The organism is Robbsia sp. KACC 23696 (genome assembly GCF_039852015.1).
Classification (GTDB): Bacteria; Pseudomonadota; Gammaproteobacteria; order Burkholderiales; family Burkholderiaceae; genus Robbsia.
This window is the reverse complement of record NZ_CP156626.1, coordinates 2,501,487-2,522,648: the sequence shown is the minus strand read 5'-3', so window position 1 is coordinate 2,522,648 and position 21,162 is coordinate 2,501,487. Positions and strand designations below refer to the sequence as shown.

General features: G+C 63.7%; 13 protein-coding genes and 1 pseudogene. 5 read left to right on the top strand and 9 right to left on the bottom strand.

Annotated features, from left to right (window positions below; genetic code table 11):
* Positions 1-107: 107 nt before the first annotated feature.
* From treS to glgA, 3 genes are all read right to left on the bottom strand, one after another.
* Positions 108-3,623 (bottom strand): maltose alpha-D-glucosyltransferase, encoded by a 3,516-nt coding sequence (treS, locus tag ABEG21_RS10515; RefSeq protein ID WP_347554571.1) that lies wholly within the window; start codon positions 3,621-3,623, stop codon positions 108-110.
* Positions 3,623-7,765, bottom strand: coding sequence for a maltotransferase domain-containing protein (locus ABEG21_RS10510; RefSeq protein ID WP_347554570.1), 4,143 nt, complete (start codon positions 7,763-7,765; stop codon positions 3,623-3,625). Before ABEG21_RS10510 ends, treS begins: the two co-directional genes overlap by 1 nt.
* A 296-nt stretch (positions 7,766-8,061) precedes the next feature.
* Complete coding sequence (glgA, locus tag ABEG21_RS10505) at positions 8,062-9,807, bottom strand: glycogen synthase GlgA (RefSeq protein ID WP_347554569.1); 1,746 nt, start codon at positions 9,805-9,807, stop codon at positions 8,062-8,064.
* Positions 9,808-10,886: 1,079 nt separating this feature from the next.
* Between glgA and ABEG21_RS10500 the strand changes: the two genes are divergently transcribed.
* Positions 10,887-12,026 carry a DNA topoisomerase IB gene (locus ABEG21_RS10500; RefSeq protein ID WP_347554568.1) on the top strand — a complete coding sequence of 380 codons (1,140 nt, stop codon included), beginning with the start codon at positions 10,887-10,889 and terminating at the stop codon, positions 12,024-12,026.
* Between the two features lies 1 nt (position 12,027).
* On the opposite strand, the gene ABEG21_RS10495 is transcribed toward ABEG21_RS10500, so the two are convergent.
* Positions 12,028-12,183 (bottom strand): DUF3309 family protein, encoded by a 156-nt coding sequence (locus ABEG21_RS10495; RefSeq protein WP_347554567.1) that lies wholly within the window; start codon positions 12,181-12,183, stop codon positions 12,028-12,030.
* A gap of 245 nt (positions 12,184-12,428) precedes the next feature.
* Here ABEG21_RS10495 and ABEG21_RS10490 point away from each other — a divergent pair, with 245 nt between their 5' ends.
* Positions 12,429-13,016, top strand: a complete 588-nt coding sequence (locus ABEG21_RS10490; protein ID WP_347554566.1) for a hypothetical protein — start codon at positions 12,429-12,431, stop codon at positions 13,014-13,016.
* 83 nt (positions 13,017-13,099) lie between these two features.
* Here the strand turns inward: ABEG21_RS10490 and ABEG21_RS10485 are convergent, their stop codons facing one another.
* Positions 13,100-14,401 carry an EAL domain-containing protein gene (locus tag ABEG21_RS10485; RefSeq protein ID WP_347556728.1) on the bottom strand — a complete coding sequence of 434 codons (1,302 nt, stop codon included), beginning with the start codon at positions 14,399-14,401 and terminating at the stop codon, positions 13,100-13,102.
* Between the two features lie 571 nt (positions 14,402-14,972).
* On the opposite strand from ABEG21_RS10485, the gene ABEG21_RS10480 reads away from it, so the two are divergent.
* Complete coding sequence (locus ABEG21_RS10480; protein ID WP_347554565.1) at positions 14,973-15,488, top strand: hypothetical protein; 516 nt, start codon at positions 14,973-14,975, stop codon at positions 15,486-15,488.
* Positions 15,489-15,597: 109 nt separating this feature from the next.
* Positions 15,598-16,875: an outer membrane protein assembly factor BamC gene (gene bamC, locus ABEG21_RS10475; RefSeq protein ID WP_347554564.1), complete on the top strand. Its 1,278-nt coding sequence runs from the start codon at positions 15,598-15,600 to the stop codon at positions 16,873-16,875.
* A gap of 83 nt (positions 16,876-16,958) precedes the next feature.
* Here bamC and ABEG21_RS10470 read toward each other — a convergent pair whose 3' ends face one another.
* The 4 genes and pseudogenes from ABEG21_RS10470 to ABEG21_RS10455 form a co-directional block, all read right to left on the bottom strand.
* Positions 16,959-17,225, bottom strand: a complete 267-nt coding sequence (locus ABEG21_RS10470; RefSeq protein ID WP_347556727.1) for a DNA-binding protein — start codon at positions 17,223-17,225, stop codon at positions 16,959-16,961.
* A 70-nt stretch (positions 17,226-17,295) separates the two neighbouring features.
* Positions 17,296-18,120, bottom strand: coding sequence for a YdcF family protein (locus tag ABEG21_RS10465; protein WP_347554563.1), 825 nt, complete (start codon positions 18,118-18,120; stop codon positions 17,296-17,298).
* A gap of 116 nt (positions 18,121-18,236) precedes the next feature.
* Entirely contained in the window at positions 18,237-18,629 is a 393-nt protein-coding gene (locus ABEG21_RS10460) for a hypothetical protein (protein ID WP_347554562.1), read from the bottom strand.
* A 687-nt stretch (positions 18,630-19,316) separates the two neighbouring features.
* Positions 19,317-19,703, bottom strand: a pseudogene (locus ABEG21_RS10455) (transposase); the annotation flags it as partial.
* Between the two features lie 568 nt (positions 19,704-20,271).
* On the opposite strand from ABEG21_RS10455, the gene ABEG21_RS10450 reads away from it, so the two are divergent.
* Entirely contained in the window at positions 20,272-21,159 is an 888-nt protein-coding gene (locus ABEG21_RS10450; RefSeq protein WP_347554561.1) for a LysR family transcriptional regulator, read from the top strand.
* The last annotated feature ends 3 nt before the right edge of the window (positions 21,160-21,162 follow it).

Sequence of the window (21,162 nt, the reverse complement as noted above, 5' to 3'; positions counted from 1 at the left end):
GTGTCGGATATCGTTATCGTTTCAGGTACCGGTCCGGCGCCGCGCCGACGCGACGTTCGGGCCGCGCGGCCGCGGGCGGCCGGTGTACAGCGTGCATGCGTTCTGGTTCAGCGCGTCGGCCGCTCCTTGCCGCCGCCGTCGCCATTGCCGTCGCCGGCATCGAGATTTGCCGCACCGGCCACGTCGGAGGCCGCATTGGCCTCGGTGTCGCCGAGCAAACGTGCCGCCAGCGCCGCCAGGCCCCGCAGCGGCAGGGCCAACCAGCTCGGCCGATTGGCTGCCTCGTAGCGGATCTCGTAACCGGCCTTTTCCACGAGGAACAGGTCGATCAGTGCCGCTTCGGTGCGCGCATCGGCCAACGGTTGCGCCGCGCCAGCGATCGCCGTGCGATACGCCTCGAGGAAGCGGTCGCGGGCACGCGCGCTGAAGGCCTCCAGCAGCATCCGACGTCGATCGTTCGACGGCAGTTGCGCGGTCTCGTTGGCGCTGGCCGTTAAGGCCGCGGCACCCGCATACGAGAAGGAACGCAGCAGACCTGCTACGTCGCGATACGGGCTCATCTTGCGGCGGCGATCGGCGACGCTGCGCGCCGGCTCGCCTTCGAAGTCGATCAGATAGGCATCCAATTGCGCGATGAGGATCTGGCCGAGATGGAAGTCGCCATGGATTCGCGTGCGCAGCGCCTGCGGTTTGTCGCCGACGATGCCCTTGACCGCTTTGACCAGGTCCTTGCGACGCGAAAGCAGCGTCGTGGCCAAGGCCCGCGCATCGTCGTCCAAGCCGTCCACGTGTTGCGACAGCGTATCGAGCGCATCGTCGAGTTGCGTCACCGTCTCGTCGATCCAGCCCTTTACATCCCGTGCGCTGGCCTGCTCCGGCGAGAAGGCCGGATCGTCGGTGGGCGCGGCGAGGATGACATGCAGCTCGCCCAGACGCTTGCCGATGGTCGCTGCCATCGTGCCATAGCCCTCGATCGACTTGGCATAGTCCTCCTCGCGGATCGACGTGCCCGAATCGATTTGCCGGCCGGCTTGTTTCGGCGACTTGCCAGTCGTGGCGTCGTCGAGACCGACGGTGACCGCGACGGCGAGGTCGTCGGTGGCCCGACGCAGGTAGTCGAGGACCCAATGCCAAGCATCGCCCTGGTTCTCGATGAACCCTTGCAGGATCGCCAGCGTGTGCGGTTCGCCGGATGCGTCGGTGCGGACCACTTCGCCGAGCAGCGCCGCCGTATTGGCATAAGCGTGTTCGGTCAGATAGCGCGTCATTTCCGCTTCCGGGTGGATGCCGGGAACGATACGTCTGACCAGCTTCAACACCGCTGCATCGCCAATGACCAGCGAGCTATTGCTTTGTTCCGCGGACAACCAGCGGATCTCCGGGGCCAGCGTGTCGGCGGCGTCGGCCGGCAGCACCTGTTGCAAGGCGTCCGACGGCAAAAACGCAACGACACCCTGGGGTGTCTCAACGCTGGCTTTCTCGTGCAACATGCGCACCATCGCGATCGGCAGCGCGGCCAGCGAGAAAGCGTCCGTCAGATAGCCGACAGTCCGTCCGCTGCGCACGCGGGCCAGCGCCAACTGTTGCGGCAGCGGCGAAGCGGTCGCCGAGTTGTCCCACGACACGGCCAGCGGCAGGAAGTAGCGTTCGGTGCGGATCGCCGCGCCATCCTGTTTGCCTTGCGCGCCCGGGCCCGCGGACAGATCCGCTTCCACTTCGGCCAGCAGGATGTTTTCGATACCCGGCGTCATCAGCGTGTAGTAGGCCAGACGCACCGCCCGCATTGTCGCATCCTTTGCGGAGAACCAGCGGCGCATGCCGAGATAGGTCGGCAGCACTTCCGTCTCGAGTGTGCGTTGTTGCGCGGTGGCGCTCGGCAATTGCACGCCCTTGCGCACGACAAACGTGACGAATTCCGGCAGTTGTTCCGACGGCGCCACGCTCCAAGATGGCCGTACGCCGTCCGGGCAAAGCGTGAACCAATAGAAGCCGTAGGGCGGCAGCGTCAGCAGATAGGTCAATTGCCCGATCGGCGGAAACGCGGAGTCGGCCGTCATCTCGACCGGCACATGCCCGGCGAATTCGGACAGATCGAGTTCGACAGCCTCCGGCGCGCGACCGAGATTCGCCACGCACAAGACCGGGGGTTCGCCATCGAGCTCGCGCAGATAGGCGAGGACTTTACGGTTCGCCGGGCGCAAGAAACGGATGCGGCCGCGACCGAACGCCTGACGAGCGCGCCGCGTCACCAACATGCGCCGCATCCAATTCAACAGCGAATGGGGATCGCGGCTCTGCGATTCCACATTGACGGCATCGAAACCGTACAGCGATCCCATCACCGGCGGCAGCACCAACTGTTCGGGATCGGCGCGGGAGAAGCCGCCATTGCGATCCGACGACCATTGCATCGGCGTGCGCACGCCATCGCGGTCGCCCAGATGAATGTTGTCGCCCATGCCGATCTCGTCACCGTAATAGATGACCGGCGTACCCGGCATCGACAGCAGCAGCGAGTTGATCAATTCGATGCGACGGCGGTCCCGTTCGAGCAACGGGGCGAGACGCCGCCGAATGCCCATATTGATGCGGGCGCGCCGATCGCTGGCATACGTGTTCCACAAATAATCGCGTTCCTTGTCGGTCACCATTTCGAGCGTCAGCTCGTCATGGTTGCGCAGGAAGATCGCCCATTGGCAGGTCTCCGGAATATCCGGGGTCTGCCGCATGATGTCGGTGATCGGGAAGCGGTCCTCGCTGGCGATCGCCATATAGATGCGCGGCATCAGCGGGAAGTGGAAGGCCATATGGCATTCGTCGCTGTCGCCGAAATATTCCTGCACGTCCTCCGGCCATTGATTCGCTTCGGCCAGTAGCATCCGATTCGGAAAAGAGGCATCCAGCGCGGCACGAATCTGCTTCAGAACCGTATGCGTTTCGGGCAGGTTTTCGTTATTCGTCCCTTCGCGTTCGACGAGATAGGGGATGGCATCCAGACGCAGGCCGTCGACGCCCATCTCCAGCCAGAACTTCATGACCGACAACACCTCCTGCAACACGCGCGGATTGTCGAAATTCAGATCGGGCTGGTGCGAGTAGAAGCGGTGCCAGTAATACGCCTGGGCGACCGGGTCATAGGTCCAGTTCGACGTTTCGGTGTCGTTGAAGATGATCCGCGTGTCGCCGTATTTCTTGTCGTCGTCGGACCAGACATAGTAGTTGCGATGGTTCGAACCGGGCTTGGCCTTGCGCGCGCGTTGGAACCAGGGATGTTGGTCGGACGTGTGGTTGATGACCAGTTCGGTGATCACCCGCAATCCGCGTGCATGCGCTTCGTGGATGAAGCGCTTGAAATCGGCGAGCGTGCCGTAGTCGGCATTGACGCCGCGGTAGTCGGAGATGTCATAGCCGTCGTCGCGTCGCGGCGATGGATAGAAGGGCAATATCCAGATGACATCCACGCCCAGTTCGGCGATGTAGTCGAGCTTGGATAGCAGCCCGGGGAAGTCTCCGACGCCGTCATGGTTCGAGTCGAAGAAAGACTTCACGTGAAGCTGATAAATGATCGCGTCCTTGTACCAGAGCGGATCGTCCTTCAGCAGCGCAACTTTTTGGTGTTTCATCAATGCGCTCCTTCGTGTGGGGTACTGCCGCCTTGGCCTGCATCGCTGTCGTCGCCGCCGGAATCGGGCGGCGCGGACAGCGGCGGTTGCCAGCCCGGTGCGCTGACGCGGCGGATGGCGAACGGCAATACCTGCGGATCGAGACGGATCGTTTGAACCTTGCCCTGCATCTGAAAACGTTCGCCGCTAACGAGGTCGTGCGCGTCCAGCGCGTCGCCGTCGCCGCGCGCCCACCGCCATAGCGGTATTTCGACCGTCGATTCCTGGACGTCCCATGGCGTCATGCTGACGGCGATCAGCAGGACATTGTCGCGATTCGGCGTGGCTTTCTCGAAGAACAGGACATTCGGATTCGACGACGGCAGGAACGTCACGTTGAGATGCGTCTGCAGCGCCGGATTGGCACGGCGGATGCGATTCAGCAGCGCGATTTCGGCGATGATGTTGCCGGGCTTCTCCCAATCCCAGCTACGAATCTGATACTTCTCGGAGTCGAGGTATTCCTCGCTGTTCGGCAAGGCGGCCGCGTCGCACAGCTCGAAGCCGCTGTAGACGCCCCAGACCCCGGACAGCGTGGCGGCAAGCGCCGCACGGATCACGAAGCCGGCGCGACCGTTCTGTTGCAGGAAGCGCGGATTGATGTCCGGCGTATTGACAAAGAAGTTCGGCCGGAAATATTCCCGCACCGGCGTCTGCGTCAAGTCTTCCAGATAGGCGCTCAGATCGCGCTTTTCGTCGCGCCAGGTGAAGTACGTATAGGACTGCGAGAAGCCAACTTTTGCGAGGCGGTTCATTACCTTCGGCCGCGTGAAGGCTTCCGACAGGAAAATCGTCTGCGGATGGCGACGACGCACCTCGCCGATCATCCATTCCCAGAAAGGGAAGGGCTTCGTGTGCGGGTTGTCGACGCGGAAGATGTCGACGCCTTCGCGTACCCAGAAAAGTACGGCATCGCGCAGTTCCAGCCAGAGATCGGGTACTGCCGCCGCGGCATAGAAATCCGGGTTGACGATGTCCTGATATTTCTTCGGTGGATTCTCCGCGTAACGCAGCGAGCCATCGGGGCGCCAGGCAAACCAGTCCGGATGTTCCTTCAGCCAGGGATGATCCGGTGAGCATTGAATGGCGAAGTCCAAAGCCAATTCAAGACCGTGTTCGCGTGCGGCATGCAGGAGCGTCCTGAAATCGTCGAGCGTGCCCAACTCCGGATGCACGGCCGTGTGACCGCCGGCCGCGCCGCCAATGGCATAGGGACTGCCGACGTCGTCGGGGCCCGCGGTCAGCGTGTTGTTCGGGCCTTTGCGATTGGCCAGGCCGATCGGATGGATCGGCGGAAAATAAAGCACGTCGAAGCCCATCGCGCGGATTGCAGGCAGGCGCGCGATGACATCGATAAACGTCCCGTGGCGATGCGGATCGCCGGAGGCGGAGCGCGGAAACAGCTCATACCAGGAAGCGAAACGGGCGGCGCGCCGTTCGGCTTGAATGGTCAGCACGCGTGGATGCCGGACGCGGAAATCGCGATGACCGCTTGCGCGGACCGCGGCGGCCGTTTTCTCCGACAACACGATATCGAGGCGTGTCGCGGCATTCGCTGCGTCGTAGGCGGCAGCGATCGTTTGCAGTGCCTGGCTGGCGGACGGCGTTGCGGACGTTGCGGACGTCGCTGCCGTTGTTGCGACGGCGGTGCCGTCCTTTGCCGTCGGTTTCGCGCTGCCTTTAAGCGAGGCGGGCGCGACCTTCGCCACGGCGGCGCCGGTATCGGCGGCCTTGCTCGATTTGGTGCTGCGCTTCGCCGGCTTGAACTCGTCCGTGTTGCTTGCTTTTTCGCTGTCGGCGGGGACGGGTTTCGCGTCTTTGCCCGGCTTCGCCTGCGCCGTGCGGGCGGTCGCCGTGGCACCGCCGCTTCCTGTTTCGTGCAGTATGCGGCTGAACAGCAATGCCGCCTCCTGCAACTCCAGATCGACGGCCTGCGCTGCCGCCTGTTTTTTTCGAATGTGATCGACCAGCGTATCGAAGGTATCGCGCCACGCTTCGATCGTGAATTCATAGGCGCCCAGCCGCTTTAGCGGCAAGATGGCCTGCCAGCGGTCATTGCCGCTGGGTCGCATCGGGATTTCGCGCCAGCCCTCGTTCGCCAGCGTCTGCGCGTTGAGCGTGTCCGTGCGCGAGGCCCAGTCCGCTTCGCGCCATAGCACCGCCGCGGCCAGGTGATCGTGACCATCGATAAAGACGTCGGCTTCGATCGTCACCGGCTCGCCGACCACACGCTTTGCTGCAAAGCGCCCGTCGTCGACGCTCGGCGTGACGTCCTCGATAGCGATGCGGGGCATCTGGATCACATCGATCGTGGCCTTGCGTTCGGCGGCCGAGGGGCGCACCGGCTTGGCGGCGGATTTGAGCGCGCCTTTCGCCGTGCCGCCTTTACCCACCAGATCCGGCGTCAGCACCACCGCGGCGGGTCGCGTCGCGTGCAGCAGCCGCACCTCGGCAGGGGCCAAGGTGATGACCTCCGGCAATGTCGTGGCGCTTGGGCTCGCGGCGTCGTGCGTCGTCGGCGCCGCGATCGGCAGGACGCTGTATTGGGTAAATCCGCCCGGCATCGCGTCGCGCCAGCGTTGCAGATCCGCAAGGGCGGGACGATAGAGATCGGGATTGACGAGCACGATCACGGCGTCACGGGAACGACGGGGATCGACACCGTCCGTTCGGAGCAGCGCAGTGGCGCTCGCGTCGGGTCCGGTCAACGGCGTCAACGCGCTGCGGCTGCGCAATACGCCCGCAATATCGGTGTTCACCGTGCTGGCGCCGGTGCCTGCCACTGCGTGTGATGCCGCGCCGCCAGCGGCGGCGTGTCGTCCTTTTGCGCCTGCGGCTTTCTTCGGTTTGGCATAGGCGTTCACGGTAGCGATCGTGTCGGTCAGATCGACTCGCGGCGTGGCGCCTCCCGCAGGCGTCCGGTCGCGGTAGTCGGCGCGTGCGCCGTTCAGCGGGGTGCGACTCAAGGGACGATCGACGCCGAATTCGAAGCCCATCGGCATCATCCAGCCTGTCCCGGTCAAAGCGGCGATCTGTACCGCGCGACGGTAGGCACGCGCGACGGCCGCGGTATCGGAGGGCGCCGATAGTGTCGGCAAATCGCTGAGCAGACGCGGACCGAACGGCGTTTCCGGGAAGGCGATCGGCGGGGCGATGCGCGCCAGTGCCTGCACTTCGTCGGCGAGCCAATCGGCGCGGGCATCCCACCAGCGCACCGACGAGAAAACACCATCGAAGGCCGCGCTTTCCAAATCACGCAGCGCATCGCGGCTCGCGCCCGGTGTCCAGGCGAGAAAGCGCTGCGTTGGGTAGGTCTCGCGTACGCCCGCTGCAAGCCGGCGCCAGACATGCGGCGCAATGCCGTCGATCCCGTCGAAGCGGAAACCGGCGACGCCCGACTCCGCGTAACGCCGCAACTGCCGGATCCACCAGTCGACCAGCGGCGATTGAGTGTCGGGATGGCCAAAATCGGCATGCGCGATCAAATCCGCGCGGGGATCATGACGCGGGTCGATCCGGCCGTGTTGCGCGCCAGGGGGATGGAACCAGCCGGGGTGGTCGCGATACAGACCGGCATCGGTGCCGATGCGATCGATGACGACGTCCAGCATCAAGGTCAGGCCGTGCGCGCGTGCCGCTTTGGACATCATCGCGAGCCAGTCGAGCGCGTCCGGCTCCTTCCCGTGCGGCGCGTGCGCCGCGCTATCGCGCGGTATCCCGTCGCCGCTCTCCGCAGCCGCGCGATCCTGGTCGGCGGCGCCAGGCAGCAGCGAGCGACAGAGGCGGTGGTGATCGGCGGTGACGAAGCAGTCGTTCGCGCCGCCGGGCAAGAAGGGCGGTGCGATCAGGAGATGATCGAAGCCCATCGATGCGGCGCGCGCCAGTGTCTGTGCCCAGTCTTCGCCGATAGCACTACCCGCGTCGGCCACGTCAGCCGATCCATGTAAAGGGCCGAGCAAGGACGGTTGCACATAGTAAATGCGCGGAGCGAACAAGGGGGTGGGGGACGCGGGAGTCGCGGTGCCGTGCGAAGCCTCTGCCGAAACACCGGTGAGGGCGGAGTGGCCGGCGGTGTCGCCGGAATGCCGAAGGTCGGAATCCATCTGTTGCGTGTCTCCTTTTTTATAGGCCGGGTCCGACACGCTGGACGCTCGAACCGGCCCACGGGAGCACGCGTACTGGGTGCCACAACCGGCGCGCAGTCGCTGCGGCGGCCGCGACGCCGTGCTCATCGAACATTCCGTGAGCTGGGTACCGGGCAACAGGCACGCGTGCAAACCGGCTTTCATCTGGCATTCGATGCACTCGGGCGCATCGAATGATGTTGCGGGCATTGCCGCTTTGGCTTTAATACAGCGTCGGTTCGGTACGCTTGCCCTGTTTTAGCGACCTCGAAAGGTCAGGCCAACAATTGCTCTAACGGTTCGGCCGCGCCGGTCGTCAGCGCGATGTCGGTCGCGCCGTCCTTGCTGCCTGCGCGCGTCCGTTTGGCGGAGGCCGAGGATGACGCGCTGGCGGATCCCGACGTGCGCGCCGTTGCGCCAATCGCGCCGTTTGCGTCGCTCGTCGATTGGACCAGCGATTCGCGCATCTCGCCGAGGGTGCCGTCCATGCGCGCCGGCGCACGATCGTTCGCCGCCTGGCGACGACGTACGGCAGCCCGTACCTTCGCCACATTGGCACGCACGGGGCGCTTGCCGCTCAGTGCCGCATACAACGCGGTATACCGTGCGGCAGGTGCCTGCCAACGGAAGTCGGCCAGCATTGCGTGCCGTTGAAGCTCGCGCCATGCCTGCGGCCGCATATAAGCGTCCACCGCGCGGCACGCGGCCTCGGTCATCGCTTCGACAGTTTCACCGTCGAAAAGGAAGCCCGTGCCTCGGCTCGGATCGTCGCTTGCATCGACGATACTGTCGGCCAGGCCACCCACGCGCGAGGCGATCGGCAGCGTGCCATAGCGCATCGAATACATCGGCGTCAGGCCGCATGGTTCGAAGCGGCTACCGTGCAACAGGATATCGGCGCCGGCGTGGAGCAGATGCGCTCGCCGTTCGTCGAAACCGATATGAACGGCAACGCGATCCGGGAAGCGTTGCGCGAGGCGGGCCATGCCCAATTCGATCCGGCCATCACCCTTGCCGAGCACGATCACCTGGAGACGCGGGTACGCGTCCATCAGCGCCGGGATGGTTTCCAGCGCCAGATCGGCCATTTTCTGACCGGTGAGGCGACTTCCCATCGCGACCACCGGGACGAACGGGTCCGTGGGCAGTCCGAACGCCTGTTGCAGCTCACGCTTGCAGGCGTGCTTGCCGCGCATTTCATCGAGCGAGAAGTGACGCGGGATCATCGGGTCGTGCGCCGGGTCCCAGGCATCGACGTCGATGCCATTCATGATGCCGATGAGCTTGTGCGACTCGGCTTGCAGCAAGCCTTCCATCAGATGGCCGAAGCGCGGCGTCGTGATTTCGCGCGCATAGGTTTCGCTGACGGTCGTCACGCGGTCCGCATAGCGAATGGCCGCCTTCATGAAGCTCAGCTGTCCGTAAAATTCGATCCCGGGCGCGTCCTGATTGCAATCCAACAGTTCGACGGGGATGCCGAGCTTCGGTGCCAGGTCCATCGGATAGTTGCCTTGGAAGGCCAGGTTATGGATCGTGAAAACCGACGGCGTACGCAGCCCGGCGAGTTTCATCAGCATCGGCGTCAGGCCCGTATGCCAATCGTGCGCATGCACGACGTCGACTTTGGGCAGGCCCGGGATGCCCTGCGCCACACGAACCGCGGCCGCGCTCAGCGTGCCGAAACGAATGGCATTGTCGCCCCAGTCCGCGCCGTTCTCATCCTGATACAAGCCATCCCGCGCATACAGTGCATCGCACTTGACGAGCAGAACCGGGATGCCGCTATCGGGCATCGATCCGCTCATCAGGACGGCGTCACCGCCGGGCAGGCCGTCGAGGGTCGCAACCGCCTGTAATCCATGCGCCTTTTCCAGCGCTTCCGGATAGCCGGGTAGCATGATCGTCGTGGCCACGCCGCCTTCCTGCAATGCAGACGCGTAGGCACTGAGCATATCGCCCAATCCGCCGGTCTTGGCAAGTGGCAGGGCTTCGGAGGCAACCAACAGGACGTGAAGTGACAAGATAGACTCCGGGGCGAAAGGTCGGCGATGCAAGTCATCTTTTGACTGATCGATCAGGGCGATCGGCATCGTTTAGATAGCAAATTTCACTACACACTGCGTTGGCGCGAAGTGCAGAAACGAGTCGCGGTTTGCTTCGCGTCGTTCTCGTATCGAAGGGGGAATGCGCTGGCGGTCGAGTGTCGAAAACCGCCTGCCAGAAGCCTCATCGATACGGCGTTTCGCGAGGGCGATGCCGGATCCGTCCTGCTTTCCTACCGCGCCGGCGTCGTTACCGTCGCCCAAACAGCCTGGACCCAGAGATGCACATCGCTCGCCAAGCGGTCGCTCAAATCAGCGATCCTTTCCGCCTGACTCTCTGTTCCGATGCTGAATGGGGTAAATGACAACACCACGTTCATGCAGGGTTCATGCCTATATAAGCAATGGCTGTGCCAGTGCTAGCTACGCGGTTTTTCTGGCTATTTTTCCGTCGATTCCTGCCTCTTTTTCGGATCCCTCTAGCAGCCGCCGACACTTTTTTTGATTCGCGATCCGCCCAGCGGATCGGAGATCAGTCGAGCCGATTGGCGACGCGCGAGAGCGGGATGCCATGCGCGTCGCCACGCTGCGACACAAGCGCGCACCTTAATGGCGCCGAGTCGACGCCGTCTGCTTGAAATCGGTGCCAAGTCCGTCAGACCGACGTTTCGTCAATTGCGCTCACGCACCATTGCGGCGCTCGATCACGCTCCCCGCGCGGAAGACGTCTGCGGACGCGACATTCGCATGCACCGATTTTGCGCCCCGAGGAATGACAATTGCGTGACGCCCGGCGATTGCATTCGACGCGTGAAAACGCCATAAACGGCCGAACGTCGTCTTTTCGATTCGCCTCTTTCGGCACGGTCGTTCGTTTGATCCGGCGTTTGCAATTGCGCGGTAAAAGTGACATCCGGCATACGGCTTTTACATGCAGTTACAGCGCGTATGGCACCGCTGTCTCGCATCGAACGGGAACGCACCGAGTTGGCGAGCTCGCGCAGGGCGTATAGGTCCCGCGTGGGCGTTGCGGCAGATCTGATAAGTGAAACAACGAAATGACTGATCGAGAAAAGGCGAGCGAGCGACTCGCGGATGCGTTGGCCGACGGCCTTGTCTACGTCGATGGTCAGCGCGAGGGTTTTACGCGTCGTCGCCGTGGGAAGGCGTTCCAATATATGGATTTGACCGGAAAAACGATACGTGATCCGGCAGTCCTGTCGCGTATCCGTGCACTGGCGATTCCGCCCGCCTATGAGGCGGTGTGGATATGCCCGGATGCGAACGGGCATTTGCAGGCGCACGGCCGCGACGCGCGAGGCCGAAAGCAATACCGATATCACGCGCAATGGCGCGAAACCCGCGATGCCACGAAATATCACCGGACCCAGGCCTTCGGCGAAGCGTTGCCGCGCATTCGCGAGTGCGTGAAGCGCGATTTGGCAAAGCCAGGGCTGACGCGCGAAAAAGTATTGGCCACCGTCATCTGGCTGCTCGACAGCACGCTGATCCGTATCGGCAATGCGGACTATGCGCGCGACAACAAATCCTATGGACTGACGACGCTGCGGCACCGCCATGTCAGCATCGATGCGGGCGCCTTGCGGTTCCAGTTTCGGGGCAAGAGTGGCGTCGAGCACGACGTCGCCGTGGACGATCCCAAAATCGCGCGAATCATCCGGCGCTGCATGGCCCTGCCGGGGCACGATCTGTTTCAATATCAGGACGCGGAAGGGCAACGGCACACCGTCGATTCCACGGCGATCAATGCGTATCTGAAAACGGCCAGCGGCGGCGACTTCACGGCCAAAGACTATCGCACCTGGGCGGCCAGTGTATTGGCCCTGTCTGCCCTGCAGGCGGCGGAACCCAAGCCACTCGCCGATACCCAGACCGACGCGGACGAGGCGCCGGAGGCGATCTCGAAGACCGAGCGACATCGTCGACTGGTCGCGGTTATTCGGGAGATTGCCGCGCGACTCGGCAATACGCCGGCCGTGTGCCGGAAGTGCTATATCCACCCAGCGGTGATCGAAGCCTTTGAATCGGGAGCACTAGGGTGTGTGGCGCGGGTATCGGCATCGGAGGATCCGTCGCGCTTGTTGAGCGCGGGCCAGCGCCGTGTCTTGAAACGCGACGAGCGCGCGTTTGCGTGTTTTCTGCTGGCGCAGCCCCAAGGCTGCGCCATTGCGGCTTAGGTCAAATATGCCCGGTCAGTAGCAAAATAATGACGATGATGACGATGATCCCGACGAAGCCCGAAGGACGGTAGCCCCACGACCGGCTGTGCGGCCAGGTCGGCACGGCGCCGATCAGAAGGAGAATCAGAATAATCAGAAGAATGGTGCCCAACATGGCGCGCTCCTTGTCGTTAGTTGTGATCTTTATGGTCGATTTGCACACCACCGGAACCGCGTCGACATCCCCTCGACAAGCATGACGTCGCTGCCGCATTCCGATAAATGCTGGCATAGCAATCGCTGTACCTGCTCCGATGAGGGCTCGCTGTCGGGTCGAGACAATAATAGGCAAATTCAATTGATAATAAGAATCGTTATCAATTAAGATTGTGCTTTATCCGATGTTTTGCGAGACCGATCATGGTGGAAGCCCAACGCGCTAGACCTGCATTGCATTTATTGCCCGGTGGAGCGGCCCTGGCGACGACGCCGATCAACGGCGGCGCCACCGCTGCCCACGAAGATAACGGGATGGCAGTGCCGGTCGTCTCGCGTCGGGCGCGCCGCAAGGCCTTGCCCTCGCTCTCCGCCGCAGTCGCGCCGCTCGTGCATTGGACGCCGGCCGATGCGCGGGCCGGTGACGCGTTCCGATGGGCCGCCGCGATGGCACTGCTGTGCGAGAAAGGCGAGCCTTTCGTGCTGCTGCTGCACGGCGGCTTGCGAGATGGGGCGGATCTCGGCGCATGGCGGCCTTACGCGGCCTGGCTGAGTCGGCATCGTGCTGCATGGCAGCGCGCATGCCGCGGCGTGATCGTCATCGCTTCCGATATCGTGACGCGGGTGGAGGCGCGTAACAATGCGCTGTCTCTATTCAATGAGGGGACGCGCGTCGTGGCGGTGTCGCAGGAGACGCTGGCGCGGCAGTTGGCGCGTGTGCTGATCGCCGAACGCGGCGCATCGGCATGCAAAGACCGAGCGGCTGACGCCGTCGCGCGCGGCTCGATGTAAAGCCGGCGCCGCAGCGCCGGCCGAGCTGGCCGACATCGTCGACATTCTCGATACGGCCAACAAGGCCGACACGACTCAGCCGCTCACATCCCACGCGGTGCGTAGGTCGAGCGATCGTGCCGCGTCCAATCGACGTCCGCGCACAGGACGCGCATCCCGTCCGCGCTGCGATACGCCACCGAGACGGTCACGCACAGATGCGCCTCGTTGATAGATAGATAGGGGCGGGTGGTCTGTACCTCGCCGGAATCGGCGATCGCGCGTCGGAAATACGGGCGCCGATCCCAGCGCGCGCCTTCGGAATTCATCAGGGGCATGAAGCGCCGTGCGCGAGGGCGTAGCGGCCGGGGGGGCAGCAGATTGTCGCCGCATTGCCGGCCACGCTCGTCCAGCACGAAGCAGCGGGCCGCATCGGGTAGCTGCAGGTAAGCATTGCAAGCCTGCTCGAGCGCGACGCCACTGGCTAGCAGTTTCGCCGCCACCGCCACGGCCTCCACATAAGGTGCCAGCGCTGCCGTGTCGTCTCGCTCCCGGGCTTCCACGCGATCGCGATAGTGATCGATCAACGTGTCGAAGCACTGATAGCTGGCGTTGGCATCGGCCGGACTGACGCTGGGGCGGGCGAAATAGTGGCCCTGAACGAAGTCGACATTCGCCTCGATGGCGATCAAAGCCTCCTGCTCGCTGGCAATGCCTTCGACCAGAACCAGGCGTCCCGACTCGTGCAGCAGGGAAACCAGCCCCGGGAGAATCCGCGCGACATGGGCCTGCTGCGTGGCCTGGAACATCATGCTCCGATCCAACTTGACGATATCGGGTTGGACCTTCCATACCCGGTCGATATTCGAATGGCCGGCGCCGAAGTCGTCAAGGGCGATCAGGAAGCCATGCCGGCGGAACAGCTGAACGGCCTCCAGCACGCGTCGGGGGTCGGTGTTCGGTTGTTCCAGAACCTGCAAAACGATGCGTTGCGGCGAAATTTCGAGGCGACGCAGTTCGTCGATCAGTGCCGCGCCGTGCCGGAAATCGGCAATCGCGGCGGGGTGGATGTTCAGAAACAGCCAGCCATGATCTTGTCGCAGTCCGCGGAAATTGGCCAGGTGCAGGGATTGGCTCAAGCGATCCAGCTCCAGCAGATCCCCGAGGCGGGCCGCTTGGCTGAAGACGGACAGCGGTGAGACGCTTTGATTCAATTCATCGTGCGCGCGCAGCTTCGCCTCATAACCGGCAGCGCGCATATGCGAGACGCTGAAAATCGGCTCGAAGGCGCTGAACAAGGTCAAGTTGCCGTAGCGCACGGTGCGGCGCCGGCCATCGTCGTCGATATGAGGGCGTGGCGTCAGCGGGGCGTCGTCGATTAGAGCGCTTTCGTGTCCTTCATACATATCGTGCGGATCCTGCACGTCCGCCACCGCAGCGGCAGCGGGCGTGTCGTTCGTTTGGCGGTCCGATTTGGGGCCCATCGGGGCCTCGGGCTCGGTGCGCAATTCGGTCATTTTGTCGGTCTCCTGGCGGTCCGAAGTCCAGACCGTGGGATCTCTCGCGTGCGGCGGCTTCACCGGACGGAGTCCGTCTCGCTAGCCGTGTTCCGCGACGCTTGGCCGGTGGGGATGATAAAGCAAGCTTTGTGCGCATGCGAGGCTCCGGCCCACCGGAATGGCGATAATTTTCCCGATGGCGGCTGTCGAGGTGGCATCGCGAGGGTATTCACCGTGCTTTGTTCCGCACTTATCGATTCGACGTGGTTGCCGCGCCGCGCGTCACGCCGCCGCCGTGCCGCATGCTTCGGTGCATGGCGGCCCAGCCCCGTCACGCGCCCGCGCGCCACGTCTCTATCTGGTGCATCGATGCTATTTACCGGTGCGTCGCAGCGCGCCTTCCGGCGCGAATGCTTGACATGACACTTTTGGCGCATGGCAATGTCGCTATCGGTGGGATGCGGGACGGGGGCGAATCATGGTGGGACATAAGGAGCGGCGTGATGCCGCACTATTTACCGACGGTTGGGCATCCGATCTGTCCGGCCTGCTGCTATTGGGATGGCCCAAGCTCCGCTATGCCGGGGCCCGGACGATCGATGGGGCGCCGGGCTTGCTGATCACGGCACCGCGCAATGCGGCGGCCCGTTACGAGGCGCCATTAAATACGTTTCTCGCCTTGACGCCCGAGGGGCTGGCTGCATTCGCCCAGGACGATCTGATCGGCTATGCGCGCTTCAATGCCTCGGTCCGCTGGCTGGGCACCTATTGCCTGCAATTCGATGTGGACCTGGCCGGCGGCTCGCAGCAGGGCGCACGCACAAGGGTCGTATCGCTGGATCCGGTGTTCATCCCGTCACACGGCGCCGCCCCGACGCCGCCGGCCATGTCGCCGCTGGTCCCGGAGGAGGACGTTCTTCCCGAAATCGGGCGGCCCAGAGGGACCGGCATGGCCGGCGGCGGTGCCGATGAAACCTCTGGTAACGCGATTTAATGGGTCCGAGGTCTCGATTTCCGAAGTTTTTGGCACTGAGAGGGGCGACAGCGGTAAAATGCCCGGCTGATCCCGCGGAAACAGGCCGTGGCGCCAGCAAAAGGATTCCATGAAACGTCAGTCAGTGTCATCCCAGTCGTTCCCGTCGTCATCCATCGCTGCCGAACGCAAGCCGTCTCTTTCGACGCCGCTCCGTAAAAGTGTGCTCGTGGCGGGCTTCGCTGTCGTCGCCACCGGCTATCTGGCGGCGTGCAGTTCGCCCGACCCGCAGGCGATCGACTATCAAAGCAGCAGCCGGTCGGCGAAGAAGTCGACGGCTCCGTCGCTTGCCGCACCGCCCGATTTGATGACCGATGCGCGTACGCGTGCCGATGCGGCCGGAGGCGGCGACGCCTCCTTGGCCGATTACCACACCAGCACCGGCACGCTGGCCAGCACCACGACCGTGCTGCCGTCGACCCCGGGCCTCGCGCTGCAGGGCGACGGCAGCCAGCGCTGGTTGGTGGTTTCGGGCTCGCGCTTCTCTCGCGACCAGTTATGGGCACGTTTGCGCGTGTTCTGGCAGGAGCAAGGTTTCTTCCTGACCGAAGACACCGAATCGCGCGGCATCATGCAGACGGACTGGCAACAGAGCCGTGCAAAGCTGGACCAGGGCATCATCCGCAATACGTTGTCGATGGCTGTGGACAACGCCTACGTCAGCGCCGAGCGCAATCGCTATCGCACGCGATTGCAGGCGGGGCCGGACGGCGCCATCTACGTTTTCATCAGCCAGCAAGGGCTGCATGAGGTGCTGAGCGGCTCGACCAACGACTCGACGCAATGGACGAGCCGTCCGAACGATCCGGGCCTCGAAGCCGATTATCTCGGCCGTCTGCAGCGGGCCCTGGCCGAGGCGCCGAGCGCCCCGGTGGTGGGACCGGAGGCAGTCGCGCAGGCGAAGGCAAATGCGGCGAAGAAGAATGCGCCGCCGCCGATGCCGGTGCTGGACGAGCCGGCGCCGACGTCGAATGCGCAGACCACCTTGCCCGCAGGCGTGACGCCGGCAGAGCAAGGCGCGTTGGATCTGAGTGAAGACTACGATCACACGTGGGCGCGAGTGGGTCAGGCGCTCGATCGGGGCAACTTCACTGTCGACACGCGCGATAAGGCGCGTGGCGTGTATGAAATCCGTTATGCCGATCCGAACGATCTCGGCACGGCCGCGCAGGGCTTCTGGAACCAGGTGTTCCATGGCAAGAAGGAGAAGGTCGCCACGCCGTACCACATCAATGTGAAGGCGCTGACCGAAAACCAGACGCGCGTCGCAATCGTCGACAACAACGGCCAGGTCCTCGCGACGCCGCTGACGCAGCGCATCATGCGTCTGCTGGTCGGCAATATGTAAAGCGTCAGGCCGCCGCCCGGTGTGGGCGGCCGAAGGCAAAACGCCGCGTGTGACCCGATCCGGGCAACACGCGGCGTTTTTATTTATTCCGGCAGATCCAGGATCAGCACGATCCGCCAATCGCCGCCGTCGCCATCTTCATGATGGTATTGCCGCTCCACGACGATGAAGGGCTCTTGCTTGCCCTTTGGCCCCAGAAACAGCACATCGCCTTCCGCCGGCAGACATTCGATGGGAGGGAGGGCCAGCAGCGGCGCCTCGGCGTTGGGACCATTCTTCGCACCCATCAGCCGTTGAATCTTCTTCAACGCGGGTTCGGTCCACTCGATTTCCAGTTCGATATTAGTCAGGATGTTCTCCTCGGGCTATCTGTTGACGACATGGCCGCATTATCGCTCAGCGGCTGCGTCGCCGGGGAGATCAATACTTGCCGATCATGCGGTAGACATGAAACACCACGGTGCCGATGATTTCATGCAGGGCGGTGTCGGATAGCAAGAATGCCGGTAAGGACGGCCAGAGGGCGAGGTGCGTCGCGTGCCAGGGCGGGGCCACCGGGGTCGGCGTCATGCCGAAGCGGGCGAAGTTCAACAGGCTGCGATGCATATGCAGCGCGGTCGTGATCAGAAATTGCGGATCGGGCCGTGTTGCATCGGCCCCCGGACTCCCGATCAACGGCGCGACGAATTCGGCATTCTGATAGGTGTTCCAACTTTTGTTTTCGACGATCAGATCCTCGCGCCGGATACCCAGCGCGATCAGATCGGGCGCATAGACGTCGCCTTCCGCCATCGGGTGACGCTGCGGATTGCCGCCGCTGACGATCACGCGAGGCAGGGCGCCTTCAGCGCGGGCGCGCGCATAGCAGGCACCGGCCATCGCGATTTTCTCGATGGCATCGCTTTTGGGCTGCAGCGAATCGTGCGGACCGGTGAAGTCGGTGCCGCCGCCCAATACGATGATTACCGGATGCGTGCCCGCCGTGAAGTGCAATTGCGTTGCGGCCTCGTCGCGTGTGGGCGCAGGCGAAGGCGTTGCGCACGTCATGCTGTGGGCGTCCAGCGTACGGTTATACAGCGGTTGCAACCAGCCGCAGGCATTGACCCAGAACCAGATCGCGCCAAGGGCGAACGCCGGGCGCATCAAGGCAGCGGTGCCGAAGCGACCGCGCCGCCACGCGGGCACGCAGAGAAGCAGCGCCAGCACTGCGCAAAGCGGCAAGGCCGCCAACTGGAAAACGATCATGAAAGGGCCGACACACAGAGGTTCGGCCGCGATTGTACTGGATCAAGCGGGCACGCCGTAACACGGGATAGGGCGGCACGGGACGCGGGCCGTCCATCGCACCCGGTCCGTGTGCGTCAATGGCCGCCAAATCCGGGGCGCGGGCCGGCGTCGCGGTTGGCATCCGAAATGTCCTTGCGCAGATCGCCGCGCGGTACCGCAAAGTCATGTTCGGGCGCGCCCGTCGACGCCTTGTGCGGCAGTGGCGATAGGACGGTCCCGGATGCGTTGCGATCGGCGACGCGCATCCAGTGGGTTTTGCCGGTAGGGCGCGAAGCGTCTCGCGCCGGAACCGAGAGTGTCGCAGATCGCAAACCGGGGTCGGTGTTCCAATGCGCCAATGTCGGTGCAGCCCAAAGCCCGAACGCGATGCCGGCCATGACACCGGTCACCGAAACCGAATGGGCCAGACGCGACCAGTACGCGGTCCCTGGCAGAGACTGCCACACCGCATTTCGCAACTGATGCATCGATTCCGGCACCGACGGCCCGCGGGCGCGGTATCGGCTCGTTTCGCGCTGGCAGGCGCGGGCGTCCACTCTCACCGCATGTAATGGCAAAAGCGGGCGAAGCGGCGACAGGCGAGCGCTCCTCGCGTCAGCAAATGACGCGCCGAGCACAGGCGCCGGTCGCAGAAACATCCTGCCGTGCGTGGCCGGCGCCAGCGCGGACAGCACTATCCGGCGATACCGCCCGTGCTGGGCGGAAACCGGTTCATTGATCGCGCGGTTGCGCTTATGGCGAGGTGTGAACATCATCCCCTCCTGTTATGTTCCGCGCCGGGCCTGGGATCCGGCGTACCAGACGAGCTGGCCACCGCGGCGGGGCGAGGCGATACGCGTCGTTCGGCAAGGGCCGATTGAACGACGACGCGGCACAGGCGGGTGGGACCCGATATTCACCACTGTGGCGACGCTTTCACGCATATCGATAGGCACACTATAGGAGTGTGCGAGCGCGCGGACTGTAAAGCTTCGTGAGGAATTGTTTCGGTGGGGGAGAGATCGGCAGCGTTACCGGGTGCGTCTAGGGAAATCCCTGCCCTAACGGGATATCCTGAAAAACAACACCCCCGGGTAACGCCATTAGGCATTTACCCGGGGGTGCGTATCGATTCAACGGCAGCCCGAGGGTTGCGACCGCAATCAGGCCATCTTGACCGGCGCGCGCCAGGATTCCGGATTCGTCCAAAAGGCGCCACGCAGACGGTCGCGGCTCGGCGGTGCCGGCGGCTTGGCGGCCATCGATCCGGCGCGGCCACGCAGCGACACGCTACGGCCCGAACAGGCCAGCAGCTTGACCATTTCGGCCAGCGTGCCGTCTGCTTGCCATTCGTCGAAGCGGCGGCGGCAGGTCGGCGGCGAGGGGTAGCGGCCCGGCAGCTTCGACCAGCCTTCGCCCGTGCTCAATACCCACAAAACAGCGTTCACAACCGCACGCGGTTCAACGCGTGGCCGACCGCGCCGTTCGCTGCGCTTCGGCTCGTCGTTGAACAGCATCTCGACAAGTTCCCACTCGTGATCTTTCAGGTCGTCAAACAGCATGTTTCACCTCAATAAAACGAAATCGGGTAAACCGTTGTCGTTTGGCGTCGCGTGTATCGCGCGCCCCCGTGTCGTCCGGCCTGCCGCCTATACTGCTTTTTTCGGCGATGGCTCCTTGCCATCGTCGTCCCCGTGTTGCAGGGACCGGACTGCGTCTGCGAGGCTATAAAGCATCAGCCGTGCCATGTGACGCGGGAGCGCTCGCTTACCTTGCTAAATCACTGATCTTAAAAAAGTTTAATTGTGAATTCATGTTTCTGGATATTGGTGATGCGACTAGTTGATTAATCACCAAACTCGTGCATGCACCGAAGGCGTGCGTGAAAATCCCCTGATATTGCACCAAGGACAGTCGTAAGCACGATGGCGAGCGCGGGCAGCGGCGTCGGAGACGTCGCGTGAAAAGTGGCAAACCGGCCGGATGGATCGCGTCCGATGCGGCGGTTTTGCCCGGCAGTGACGACACGGTCCGAAACGGTCGGACGTGCCCGAGAGGGTGGTTCGCGAATGGATGCGGAACTTGCATTACTATCACGCATCAATAAAGTTTCCGGTTTCAGACAAAAACATGAATGTCACGCTGCGACAGCTTCGGGTATTCATTGCGGTGGCGCGCCATGGCAGCTTCAGCCGCGCCGGTGATGAGATCGGATTAACCCAATCCGCCGTCAGTCGCGGGATTCGCGAGCTGGAAACGGAGTTGGGCCTGCGGCTGATCGATCGCACCACGCGCGACGTGCAACTGACGGCGGCGGGCGCGAATCTGCAATCCAGCGTAGAGCGCTTGCTTGCCGACCTGGACGGGGCATTGCGGGAAATCAAGGACATTGGCGAGCAACGGCGCGGGCGGGTGGTCGTTTGCGCCAGTCCCACCGTCTCGGCGCGCTTGATGCCGCAATGCGTCGCAGCATGCGAGGCGCGCTATCCCTATGTCTCGCTGGCATTGCGCGACGACGTGCAGCGCGACGTCCTGGCGAAGGTGCGGTCCGGCGAGGCCGACTTCGGCGTCGTGATCGGCCCCTTGGAGGCGGACGATCTGATCGTGGAGACGGTATTTCACGATCCCTTCGTTTTGATCTGTCGCAACGATCACCCGCTCGCGACGCAAGCGGATGTGCATTGGCGGTCCTTGGAAGGCGAGCGTCTGGTCATGCTCGATCATCAATCCGGCAGCCGGCCGGTGATCGAGCGCCTGATGCATCAGCATGGCGTAGCGCCCCGGGTGGTCCAGGAACTGGCCCATTCCAGTACCGTTTTCGGGCTCGTCGAGGCCGGTGTCGGCGTCAGCGTCCTGCCAGCGCTATCGTTGCCGCTGCCGGCGGGCGGCACCTTGAAAGCGCTGTCGTTGACGCCGCGTGGCGAGCGCACCGTGGCGCGCGTCCGGCGACGCGGCCGCTCGCTATCGCCGGCCGCCGACGCGGTCTGGGGACTGATCGGCGATGTGCAGTCGGCCTAACGG